This is a genomic window from Enterobacter sp. QK-SA4 (assembly GCF_056856775.1).
The window spans coordinates 4045034-4057075 of the sequence record NZ_JBXFXH010000007.1 but is presented as its reverse complement, the minus strand read 5'-3'; the positions used below and the strand labels follow the sequence as shown (position 1 = coordinate 4057075).

At 55.7% G+C, this 12042-nt stretch carries 10 protein-coding genes; 2 read left to right on the top strand and 8 right to left on the bottom strand.

Annotated elements, in window-relative coordinates; all coding sequences use genetic code 11:
• The first annotated feature begins 78 nt into the window (after positions 1-78).
• Positions 79-558 (top strand): type 3 dihydrofolate reductase, encoded by a 480-nt coding sequence (gene folA, locus AC1VYI_RS21150; RefSeq protein ID WP_008502023.1) that lies wholly within the window; start codon positions 79-81, stop codon positions 556-558.
• Positions 559-597: 39 nt separating this feature from the next.
• Here folA and apaH read toward each other — a convergent pair whose 3' ends face one another.
• The 6 genes from apaH to lptD are packed head-to-tail and all read right to left on the bottom strand — an operon-like array spanning position 598 to position 7327.
• Positions 598-1446, bottom strand: a complete 849-nt coding sequence (gene apaH / locus AC1VYI_RS21145; protein WP_023310360.1) for a bis(5'-nucleosyl)-tetraphosphatase (symmetrical) ApaH — start codon at positions 1444-1446, stop codon at positions 598-600.
• Between the two features lie 4 nt (positions 1447-1450).
• A complete protein-coding gene (gene apaG / locus AC1VYI_RS21140; protein WP_023310361.1) occupies positions 1451-1828 on the bottom strand; it encodes a Co2+/Mg2+ efflux protein ApaG in 378 nt (125 codons plus the stop codon).
• Between the two features lie 3 nt (positions 1829-1831).
• Positions 1832-2653 carry a 16S rRNA (adenine(1518)-N(6)/adenine(1519)-N(6))-dimethyltransferase RsmA gene (rsmA, locus tag AC1VYI_RS21135; protein ID WP_134866817.1) on the bottom strand — a complete coding sequence of 274 codons (822 nt, stop codon included), beginning with the start codon at positions 2651-2653 and terminating at the stop codon, positions 1832-1834.
• The gene (gene pdxA, locus AC1VYI_RS21130) at positions 2650-3636 is read right to left on the bottom strand and encodes a 4-hydroxythreonine-4-phosphate dehydrogenase PdxA (RefSeq protein WP_134866816.1); all 987 of its coding nucleotides are present in this window, start codon (positions 3634-3636) and stop codon (positions 2650-2652) included. Before pdxA ends, rsmA begins: the two co-directional genes overlap by 4 nt.
• Positions 3636-4922, bottom strand: a complete 1287-nt coding sequence (surA, locus tag AC1VYI_RS21125; protein ID WP_134866815.1) for a peptidylprolyl isomerase SurA — start codon at positions 4920-4922, stop codon at positions 3636-3638. The genes pdxA and surA overlap by 1 nt, the downstream gene beginning before the upstream one ends.
• 53 nt (positions 4923-4975) lie before the next feature.
• The gene (lptD, locus tag AC1VYI_RS21120) at positions 4976-7327 is read right to left on the bottom strand and encodes an LPS assembly protein LptD (RefSeq protein ID WP_226483424.1); all 2352 of its coding nucleotides are present in this window, start codon (positions 7325-7327) and stop codon (positions 4976-4978) included.
• 239 nt (positions 7328-7566) lie between these two features.
• Between lptD and djlA the strand changes: the two genes are divergently transcribed.
• Positions 7567-8382 (top strand): co-chaperone DjlA, encoded by an 816-nt coding sequence (gene djlA / locus AC1VYI_RS21115; RefSeq protein ID WP_023310366.1) that lies wholly within the window; start codon positions 7567-7569, stop codon positions 8380-8382.
• A 28-nt stretch (positions 8383-8410) separates the two neighbouring features.
• On the opposite strand, the gene rluA is transcribed toward djlA, so the two are convergent.
• Positions 8411-9070 (bottom strand): bifunctional tRNA pseudouridine(32) synthase/23S rRNA pseudouridine(746) synthase RluA, encoded by a 660-nt coding sequence (gene rluA, locus AC1VYI_RS21110; RefSeq protein WP_008502014.1) that lies wholly within the window; start codon positions 9068-9070, stop codon positions 8411-8413.
• Between the two features lie 12 nt (positions 9071-9082).
• Positions 9083-11989, bottom strand: coding sequence for an RNA polymerase-associated protein RapA (gene rapA / locus AC1VYI_RS21105; protein WP_226483425.1), 2907 nt, complete (start codon positions 11987-11989; stop codon positions 9083-9085).
• Positions 11990-12042 lie beyond the last annotated feature (53 nt).

Here is a 12042-nt window from a genome sequence, read left to right as displayed (position 1 = left end):
CTTTACCCTGCCGCCAGTCGACGAAAGATTAAGCTTTCCGTATAGTGGCGGCAATTTTTTGCATCCGGGAAATTTTCAATGATCAGTCTGATTGCAGCGCTGGCGGTGGACCGCGTTATCGGTATGGAAAATGCCATGCCGTGGAACCTGCCTGCCGATCTCGCATGGTTTAAACGTACTACGTTAAACAAGCCGGTAGTGATGGGCCGCCTGACCTGGGAGTCGATTGGTCGTCCATTGCCGGGCCGTAAGAATATCGTTATCAGCAGCCAGCCGGGCACTGACGATCGCGTCGAATGGGTAAAATCAGTAGACGAGGCGATTGCTGCATGCGGCAATGCCGAAGAGATCATGGTGATTGGCGGTGGGCGCGTGTACGAGCAGTTCCTGCCAAAAGCGCAAAAGCTGTATCTGACCCACATTGATGCAGAAGTGGAAGGGGATACCCATTTCCCGGACTACGATCCGGACGAGTGGGAATCGGTATTCAGCGAATTCCACGACGCGGATGCACAGAACTCCCACAGCTACTGCTTCGAGATTCTGGAACGTCGTTAAGTGATTTTCCCTCTCCCGGCCGGGAGAGGGAATAGCGTATCAGGAGGCAACGGCCTCACTTTCTCCTAAGTCCAGCTGTCGGTTGGACGGCTGCACAAAGTAAGCTTTATCTTCCCAGCGTAAGCAGGTTAACTCTCCGCCCCAGCAGCATCCGGTATCCAGACCGTAAATCCCTTCCGGTGTTCCTTTTCCTTCCAGCGCAGCCCAGTGACCAAATACCACGCTGTACTCGCTGGTCACCGGTCCCGGAATGGCAAACCACGGTTTCAGCGGAGCGGGCGCGCTTTCCGGCGTCTCTTTGGAATACATGTCCAGCTGTCCGTTCGGGAAGCAGAAGCGCATGCGGGTGAACGCGTTGGTGATAAAGCGCAGACGGGCCAGACCGCTGAGATCCTCGCTCCAGTGGTTCGGCATATCGCCGTACATGGCATCGAGGAAGAAAGGATACGAGTCGCTCGCCAGCACCGCCTCAACGTCACGCGCGCAGGTTTTCGCCGTCTCAAGATCCCATTGTGGCGTGATCCCGGCATGCGCCATGACCAGCTTTTTCTCTTCGTCGATCTGCAGCAGGGGCTGACGGCGCAGCCAGTTAATCAGATCGTCTGCGTCCGGCGCATCCAGCAGTGGGGTGAGGCGATCTTTAGGTTTGTTGCGGCTGATCCCGGCGAAAACCGCCAGCAGATGCAGATCGTGATTGCCCAGCACCATGCGGACGCTGTCGCCCAGCGATTTGACGAAACGTAATACTTCAAGGGAGCCGGGGCCACGCGCGACTAAATCGCCCGTCAGCCAGAGCGTGTCCTGTCCTGGCGTAAAGTCGACCTGTTTTAACAATGCGATCAGTTCATCGTAGCAACCGTGAACGTCGCCAATCAGATATGTAGACATTAGATTAATGAATGAGTGTGGTTACGGCGAGACGGAACACAGGAATGGCAACGCGGAAATCATTGCCATCGACGTCGACCATTTCATAATGGCCTTGCATAGTACCCATCGGCGTTTCAATCACCGCGCCGCTGGTGTACTGGTACTCTTCGCCAGGAGCGATGTGGGGCTGTTCACCAACCACACCTTCGCCCTGAACTTCAATTTCGCGGCCATTGCCGTTAGTGATAAGCCAGTAGCGCCCGCGCAACTGCACGGGCATCCGCCCCAGATTGCGAATGGTCACGGTGTAAGCGAAAACAAAACGTTCTTCGTCCGGTGAGGACTGTGATTCAACATAGACGCTTTGTACATGGACACATACGCGGGGCGAATCAATCATGGCTTAACTCTCCTTCGGCGGCGCATTATCGCTGATGTAATTAGCCAGCTTGCAGTACTGCTCTACGGAAATGTTCTCTGCACGCATTGCCGGGTCGATCCCCAGCTCGGCTAACACCTCAACGGTAAACGAATTGCTCAGGCTGTTACGGATCGTTTTACGGCGCTGGTTAAAGGCTTCTGTGGTAATGCGGCTCAGTACGCGCAGATCTTTAACCGGATACGGTTTCGTCTTGTGCGGCACGAGGCGCACAACCGCTGAATCCACTTTTGGTGGTGGTGTGAACGCTGACGGCGGTACTTCGAGTACCGGGATCACGTTGCAGTAATACTGTGCCATCACGCTTAAACGACCATACGCTTTACTGTTCGGGCCTGCAACCAGACGGTTAACAACCTCTTTTTGCAACATGAAGTGCATGTCGGTAATGGCATCAGTATAGCTAAAGAGGTGGAACATGAGCGGCGTGGAGATGTTGTACGGCAGGTTGCCGAAGACGCGCAGCGGCTGGCCCATTTTTTCGGACAGCTCGCCAAAGTTCATGGTCATGGCGTCCTGCTGATAGATGGTCAGCTTCGGCCCGAGGAACGGGTGCGTTTGCAGGCGTGCGGCCAGATCGCGGTCCAGTTCGATGACGGTCAGCTCGTCGAGGCGTTCGCCTACCGGCTCGGTCAGCGCGGCAAGGCCCGGGCCGATTTCGACCATCGCCTGACCTTTTTGCGGATTAATAGCCGAGACAATGCTTTCGATCACGAACTGATCGTTAAGGAAGTTTTGCCCGAAACGTTTACGGGCTAAGTGGCCCTGATGGACTCGATTAGTCATTGAGTATTAACAATCATTTTGATGGCGAGATTAAGCGCCGTAATAAAACTGCCGACATCCGCTTTCCCCTGGCCTGCCAGATCCAGCGCAGTACCGTGGTCAACGGACGTTCGAATAAAGGGTAAACCGAGGGTGATATTCACCCCGCGGCCAAAGCCCTGGTATTTTAGCACGGGCAGGCCCTGATCGTGGTACATCGCGAGCACGGCGTCGGCATTATCCAGGTATTTCGGCTGGAAAAGGGTATCTGCAGGCAGCGGCCCGCTGAGGTTCATCCCCTTCGCCCGCATTTCGTTGAGTACCGGAATGATGGTGTCGATCTCTTCGGTGCCCATGTGCCCGCCTTCACCGGCGTGCGGATTCAGGCCGCAGACCAGCACGTGCGGCTGCGGGATCCCAAACTTTGTCTGCAGATCGTGATGCAAAATCCCGATGATCTCGCGCAGGAGTTCAGGGGTGATCGCGTCAGGAATGGCTTTGATCGGCAGATGGGTGGTCACCAGCGCAACGCGCATCTCCTCCGTCGCCAGCATCATCACCACTTTCGGGCTGTGCGAGCGCTCTTCGAAGAATTCCGTATGCCCGGTAAAGGGTATACCCGCTTCGTTGATGACGCCTTTGTGGACGGGGCCGGTAATAAGGGCGGCAAATTCGCCCTTCAGGCAACCGTCGCAGGCGCGCGCAAGGGTTTCAACGACATAGTGACCGTTTTCCGTGCTGAGCTGGCCCGGGATGACCAGCGTACGAAGGGGAACTGAAAGAAGGGTGAGCGTACCGGCTTGCTGGGGTGCAGGCTGTTGGCCTTCAACGTAAGGGATGAGCGTTAAAGGCAGACCGAGCAGCGTTGCCCGGTCTTGTAACAGTGTTGCATCGGCGCAGACAACCAGTTCTACCGGCCAGCTGCGCTGGGCGAGCTGGACAACGAGGTCAGGCCCAATCCCGGCGGGTTCGCCGGGCGTGATAACAACACGATGCTGTTTCATTAGTTGCTCAGAACTTTCACGTAAGCGCTGGCGCGTTGTTCCTGCATCCAGGTTGCTGCTTCTTCAGAGAACTTACGGTTAAACAGCATACGGTAGGCTCTGTCTTTCTGTGCCGCATCCGTTTTATCAACGTTACGGATGTCCATCAGCTCGATCAAATGCCAGCCGAATGAAGAGTGGACCGGCGCGCTGATCTGGCCTTTGTTCAGCTTCATCAACGCATCGCGGAAGGCAGGATCGTAGATATCCGCAGCCGCCCAGCCCAGATCGCCGCCCTGGTTAGCAGAGCCTGGATCCTGAGAGAGCTCTTTTGCTGCTTTCGCAAATGAGGTTTTACCGCTCTTAATGTCAGCTGCGATCTGTTCCAGCTTCACACGCGCCTGATCGTCAGTCATGATCGGTGACGGTTTCAGAAGAATGTGGCGAGCGTGAACTTCGGTGACGGAGATATTTTGGCTCTGGCCGCGCAGATCGTTCACCTTCAGAATGTGGAAGCCCACGCCTGAACGGATAGGACCGACGATATCCCCTTTCTTCGCCGTGCTCAGCGCCTGGGCAAAGATGGATGGCAGCTCCTGAATACGGCCCCAGCCCATCTGGCCGCCTTTCAGCGCCTGTTGGTCAGCGGAGTAGGTGATTGCCAGCTTGCCAAAGTCGCCGCCGTTACGCGCCTGTTCAACAATAGAACGCGCCTGGCTTTCGGCTTCCGCAGCCTGATCGGACGTTGGGTTCTCTGGCAGTGGGATCAGAATGTGGCTCAGGTTCAGCTCTGTGCTCGCATCGTTCTGGTTACCCACCTGTTTTGCCAGCGCGTCGACTTCCTGAGGCAGGATGGTAACGCGGCGACGCACTTCGTTGTTACGCACTTCCGAAATCAGCATCTCTTTACGGATCTGGTTACGGTAGGTAGCGTAGCTGATGCCGTCATAGGCCAGGCGGCTGCGCATCTGGTCTAAAGACATATTGTTCTGCTTCGCGATGTTAGCGATCGCCTGATCGAGCTGCTCGTCAGTGACCTTCACACCCATTTTCTGCCCCATCTGCAGAACGATCTGATCCATGATCAGACGCTCCAGGATCTGGTGGCGCAACGTGGCGTCATCCGGAAGCTGTTGACCGGCTTCGCCCGAATTGAGCTTCACCGATTTCATCAGACCGTCAACGTCACTTTCAAGCACGACGCCGTTGTTAACCACAGCAGCGACTTTATCAACAACCTGGGGGGCCGCGAAGCTGGTATTCGCAACCATAGCGACACCGAGCAGCAGCGTTTTCCAGTTCTTCATACTTTTTCCATTTCAATTAATCGCAAAGCGGATTACGTTGCAAATCAAGCACATTACAAGGCGCTACTGTACGGCAGAATATTCGAGCGCAGCATTTTCTGCGTACCCAGACCGTAGTTGGAACTCAGGCCGCGTAACTCGAAGTTAAAGCCAATCACGTTATCGTATTTGCTCTGATTGTTTTGAGTATCCCAGCCGTTAAGCTTGCGTTCGTAGCCGACACGCAGCGCGTAACAGCAGGAGTTATATTGCAGACCCACCATCTGGTCAGCAGGTTTATTGGCGTTAGTGTCGAAGTAGTATGCGCCTACGATTGACCAGCGGTCGGCGATCGGCCAACTCGCTGCGCCACCCACCTGCGAGATACCGTCTTTATACTGTTCTGCACCAGCATATGATGGCAATGTTGCCTGAATATATTCCGGGCTGGCGTAACGATAAGTCAACTGCACCATACGGTCTTCATCGCGACGGTACTCAATAGCCGCACTACTTGTGGCAATATTATCGAGGCGAGTGTCATATTGCACACCACCGCGCAGACCCCAACGATCGGTCATACGCCAGTAAGTATCTCCCGCCCAGACCAGCGATCCCGTTTTGTTATCTTTCTCCCAGTTAATGTTGTCATCACCGGTGCGTGACTCGGTGAAATAGTAGATTTGACCAACAGAAACGTTAAAACGTTCAACGGCAGCATCATCATAAACACGTGTTGTGACGCCGGTCGTTAACTGGTTAGCAGACGCGATGCGGTCAAGACCGCCGTAAGTACGGTCACGGAACAGGCCGCTGTAGTCAGACTGCAGTAAAGAGGAGTCGTAGTTCTGGATTTTGCTCTGGTCGCGGTATGGCACGTACAAATACTGCATACGCGGTTCAAGCGTTTGGGTATAACCATCCGCCAGCAGAGCCATATCACGTTCGAAGATCAGCTTCCCGTCCATTTTGAACTGCGGAAGCGTTCGGTTGACCGACTCCTCAAGGTTGGCATTTCTACTGGCATTGTAATTATCGATATTTTTTTGCTGATAGTGAGTCGCCATCAGCTTGGCTTCGGTATTCAGGCTCGCCCAGTCGTTAGACCACGGCAGATTGATCGTCGGCTCAAGGTGAACACGCGTCGCTTCAGGCATGTCCGAATCCGTGTTAACGAAATGTACCGCCTGAGCGTAAACCCGGGTGTCGAATGGACCCACGTCATTCTGATACCAGTTAACGTCCAGCTGTGGCTCTGCCCCATATGTAGGCGTGGACTGGTCAGAAAATACCTGGAATTGCTTGGTCGAGACGGTTGCGTCAAAGTTCTGTACCGCATAGCCTACGCTGAATTTCTGCGTGGCATAGCCATCGGTACTTGAGCCGTATTTGGACGAGAAGTCATTAAAATAAGACGAATCGCTAACTTTGGTGTAGTCAACATTAAAGCGCCATACCTGATCCATTACCCCGGCATGCTGCCAGTAGAATAACCAGCGGTGCTTGTCGCCTTCGGTCGGATGCTCGTCCTGGAAGACTTTATCGGACGGCAGATAATCCAGCTCCATCAGACCCGCACCGGCGTGGGTCAGATAGCGGAACTCGTTTTCCCACATGATGTTGCCGCGCTTGTGGATATAGTGCGGCGTGATCGTCGCATCCATGTTTGGCGCGATGTTCCAGTAATACGGCAGATAGAACTCAAAGTAGTTCGACGTGCTGTACTTGGCATTCGGGATCAGGAAACCGGAGCGACGTTTGTCACCGACGGGAAGCTGCAGATAAGGGCTGTAGAATATGGGTACTGGACCCAGCTTAAAGCGGGCGTTCCAGATCTCTGCGACCTGTTCTTCGCGGTCATGGATAACCTCGCTCCCGACCACGCTCCAGGTATTTGAACCCGGCAGACATGATGTGAACGTACCGTTTTCCAGGATCGTATAGCGGTTTTCACCGCGCTGTTTCATCAGGTCAGCGTCGCCGCGCCCCTGGCGACCCACCATCTGGTAATCACCTTTCCAGACGTTAGTATCTTTAGTATTCAGGTTTGACCAGGCTTTCGGACCTTTCAGGATGACCTGATTGTCGTCATAGTGCACATTACCCAGCGCATCCACCGTTCGTACCGGCTCGGCCGCATCTTCCGGCTGCTTCTGGTGCAGCTGCACTTCGTCTGCCTGCAGGCGGCTATTGCCCTGGTTAATATCGACATTGCCCGTAAACGTGGCATTGTCAGGGTAAGTCCCTTTCGAACTGTCGGCAGTAATGGTTACCGGCAAGCTATTTGTATCGCCACTCACCAGTGGGCGATTATAACTTGGGACGCCAAGCATACACTGCGAGGCGAGATCGGCCGCCAGCCCCTGTTGACTGTACAGGGCGGAGCCAATCATTGTGGCCAGGAGGGTGGGGATACGTTTTTTCATACGTTGTATTTTATTGTTCCGTCATCAGTGGCTACGGCTTACAAACGCTCAGAGACTATCTTACTCATCTGCGCAGTACCAGCGTTAATCCTGCCCGTTTGCGTGCCAGAGTGTTAGGCTCGCTATCGAATGACGAGTATGATAAAGCAAATTATAGGCGATGTCCTTCAATTGACCGTGACTTGAACACAGTGATGATGACGTTGCGTCGGCCAGGAATATGACTATCCGGGGAGTATATGCAGTATTGGGGTAAAATAATCGGCGTTGCGTTCGCCATCATCATGGGTGCCGGGTTCTGGGGAATTGTGCTTGGGCTTATTATCGGCCATATGTTTGATAAGGCGCGCAGCCGCAAAATGGCCTGGTTTGCCAATCAGCGCGAGCGTCAGTCACTCTTTTTCTCCACCACCTTTGAGGTCATGGGGCACTTAACCAAATCCAAAGGGCGTGTCACAGAAGCCGATATTCAGATTGCCAGCGTTTTTATGGATCGCATGAACCTGCACGGCGACTCCCGTCTGGCAGCGCAAAATGCGTTTCGCATCGGTAAGTCGGATAATTATCCGCTTCGCGAAAAAATGCGTCAGTTCCGCAGCATCTGCTTTGGACGTTTTGATTTAATTCGGATGTTTCTGGAAATTCAAATCCAGGCGGCCTTCGCAGACGGCTCACTTCACCCTAACGAACGTGACGTGCTGTACGTCATTGCGGAAGAGCTGGGCATCTCCCGTATGCAGTTCGATCAGTTCCTGCGCATGATGCAGGGCGGGGCGCAGTTTGGCGGTGGCTATCATCAGCAGTCGTCCGGCGGTGCCTGGCAGCAGGCGCAGCGTGGTCCGACGCTGGAAGACGCCTGTAACGTGCTTGGCGTTAAGCCCTCTGACGATCAGACCACGATTAAACGTGCCTATCGCAAGCTCATGAGTGAACACCATCCGGACAAACTGGTCGCGAAAGGCTTACCGCCAGAAATGATGGAGATGGCGAAGCAAAAAGCGCAGGAAATCCAGAAGGCGTACGAGCTCATTAAAGAGAAGAAAGGTTTCAAATAAAAAAAGCCCGACGATGTCGGGCTTTTTTTTAGAAGTCCACCGGGGCTTTAAACGTCATCGCGTTACCGAAGGCCGGATGGGTGATGGTGAGCGTCTGCGCATGGAGCTGCAGACGTGGCGCTAAGGCCAGCGCTTCAGGCGGCGCGTAGAAGCGGTCGCCCAGAATCGGATGACCCAGGGCGAGCATATGCACGCGCAGCTGGTGCGAACGTCCGGTAATCGGCTTAAGCAGGACGCGCGCGGTATTATCCGGAGCGTACTCCAGCACTTCGTACTCGGTCTGCGCGGCCTTGCCGGTTTCGTAACACACCTTCTGCTTAGGCCGGTTCGGCCAGTCGCAGATCAGCGGTAAATCCACCAGGCCTTCCGCCTGCGCGGGGTGGCCCCAGACGCGGGCGACATACTGCTTTTTCGGCTCGCGCTCGCGGAACTGGCGCTTTAACTCGCGTTCCGCCGCTTTGTTCAGCGCTACCACAATCACGCCGCTGGTGGCCATATCCAGGCGATGGACAGACTCCGCCTGCGGATAATCGCGCTGAATGCGCGTCATCACGCTGTCTTTGTGCTCGTCCAGACGCCCCGGCACGGACAACAGGCCGCTGGGCTTGTTGACCACCATAATGTGTTCATCCTGATACAGAATGACCAGCCAGGGATCCTGCGGCGGATTGTAAGGCTCCATCACCATCTTGCGCTCCGTTTACTGATGCGTCACAACGATAAGACGCAGGGCATCCAGACGCCAGCCAGCCTGATTCAGGCTTTCCAGCACCTGCTGACGGTTGCTTTCAATCGCCGCCAGCTCGTCGTCGCGGATGTTCGGGTTGACCGCTTTTAACGCCTCCAGACGGGACAGCTCCGCAGACAGTTTCTCGTCGGCTTCACTGCGCGCGGCGTCAATCAGCGCTCTGGCCGCTTTTTCAATCTGGGTTTCGCCCAGTTGCAGAATCGCGTGCACATCCTGCTGTACCGCGTTCACCAGCTTGCTGCCCGTATGGCGGTTTACCGCGCTCAGCTGTCGGTTGAAACTCTCGAATTCAACCTGTCCTGCCAGGTTAGTGCCGTTTTTGTCCAGCAGCAGGCGGACGGGCGTTGGCGGCAGGAAACGGGTGAGCTGCAGCTGTTTCGGCGCCTGCGCTTCCACAACGTAGATCAGCTCTACCAGCAGGGTGCCCACCGGCAGCGCCTTGTTTTTCAACAGGGAGATGGTGCTGCTGCCGGTATCGCCGGAGAGAATCAGGTCCAGCCCATTGCGGATCAGCGGGTGTTCCCAGGTGATGAACTGGGCATCTTCACGGGACAGCGCCACATCACGCTCGAAGGTGATGGTGCAGCCATCTTCCGGCAGGCCCGGGAAATCTGGAACCAGCATGTGATCGGACGGGGTCAGGACAATCAGGTTCTCGCCGCGATCGTCCTGGTTGATGCCGACGATGTCGAACAGGTTCATGGAGAAGCCGATCAGGCTGGTGTCATCATCCTGCTCTTCGATGCTCTCTGCCAGCGCCTGCGCTTTCTCACCGCCGTTGGAATGGATCTCCAGCAGGCGATCGCGGCCCTGTTCCAGCTGTGCTTTCAGCGCGTCATGCTTCTCACGACAGGATTTAATCAGATCGTCAAAGCCCTCGGTGTTTTCCGGCGCGGCCAGGTAGCCGATCAGATCGCCATGCACTTGATCATAAATGGTGCGGCCCGTCGGGCAGGTATGTTCAAACGCGTCCAGACCTTCGTGGAACCAGCGTACCAGCACGGACTGCGCGGTTTTTTCCAGATACGGCACGTGGATCTGAATATCATGCGCCTGACCGATACGATCCAGACGGCCGATACGCTGCTCCAGCAGATCCGGGTTAAACGGCAGATCGAACATCACCAGGTTGCTGGCAAACTGGAAGTTACGGCCTTCAGATCCGATTTCCGAGCACAGCAGAACCTGTGCGCCGCTGTCCTCTTCCCCGAACCACGCCGCGGCGCGGTCGCGCTCGACGATGGACATGCCTTCGTGGAACACGGCGGCGCGAATGCCTTCACGCTCGCGCAGAACCTGCTCCAGCTGCAGCGCGGTGGCCGCTTTAGCGCAGATCACCAGCACTTTCTGGGAGCGGTGCGCGGTCAGGTAGCCCATCAGCCACTCCACGCGCGGGTCGAAGTTCCACCAGGTGCCGGTATCGCCTTCAAATTCCTGGTAGATTTGTTCCGGATAAAGCATGTCGCGGGCGCGCTCTTCCTGGGTTTTGCGCGCCCCCATAATGCCGGAGACTTTAATCGCCGTCTGATACTGCGTCGGCAGCGGCAGTTTAATCGTATGCAGCTCGCGTTTCGGGAAGCCTTTAACGCCGTTACGGGTGTTACGGAACAGCACGCGGCTGGTGCCGTGGCGGTCCATCAGCATGTCGATCAGCTCTTTACGCGCGGATTCCGCGTTGTCGCTGTCGCTGTTCGCAGCCTGCAAAAGCGGCTCGATATCCTGCTCGCCAATCAGATCGCTCAGGGTGTTGAGCTCGTCATCAGAAAGACGCTTGCCCGCCAGCAGCATGGCGACGGCATCCGCGACCGGACGGTAGTTATTTTGTTCTTCCACGAACTGCGCAAAGTCGTGGAAACGGTTTGGATCGAGCAGGCGCAAGCGGGCGAAGTGGCTTTCCAGACCCAGCTGCTCCGGCGTTGCGGTCAGCAGCAGAACGCCAGGCACGCGCTCGGCAAGCTGCTCGATAGCCATGTATTCGCGGCTCGGCGCGTCTTCGCTCCAGACCAAATGGTGCGCCTCGTCAACAACCATAATGTCCCACTCGGCATCGCACAGGTGCTCAAGACGCTGCTTGCTGCGGCGCACGAAGTCCAGAGAGCAAATGACCAGCTGTTCGGTTTCAAACGGGTTGTCGGCATCGTGCTGCGCTTCGGCATAGCGTTCATCGTCGAACAGGGAGAAACGCAGGTTAAAGCGGCGCAGCATTTCAACCAGCCACTGGTGCTGCAGAGTTTCTGGCACCACGATCAGCACGCGTTCTGCAGCGCCGGAAAGCAGCTGTTGATGCAGGATCATGCCCGCTTCGATGGTTTTACCCAGGCCCACTTCATCTGCCAGCAGCACGCGCGGCGCGTGGCGACGGCCCACGTCGTGGGCGATGTTCAGCTGGTGGGGGATCAGGCTGGTGCGCTGGCCGCGCAGGCCGCTCCACGGCATGCGGTACTGTTCACTCTGGAACTTACGCGCGCGATAGCGCAGGGAGAAGCGATCCATACGGTCGATTTGCCCGGCAAACAGGCGGTCCTGCGGCTTACTGAACACCAGTTTGCTGTCGAGCAGCACTTCACGCAGGACGACATTGGCTTCATCCGTATCAAGACGAGTACCAATGTAGGCGAGCAGTCCATTCTCTTCTTTTACGTCTTCAATCTTGAGCTGCCAGCCGTCATGGCTGGTCACGGTGTCACCCGGATTAAACATCACGCGGGTTACAGGGGAGTCATTGCGAGCGTACAGACGGTTTTCACCGGTGGCAGGGAAGAGGAGGGTAACCATACGCGTATCGATTGCTACGACGGTTCCTAATCCAAGTTCGCTTTCTGTATCGCTGATCCAGCGTTGACCAAGTGTAAAAGGCATAGTTGTTCGGCTCTAATCTTTAATTGCAGGCAATAGTTCGACTACCGTCAAAA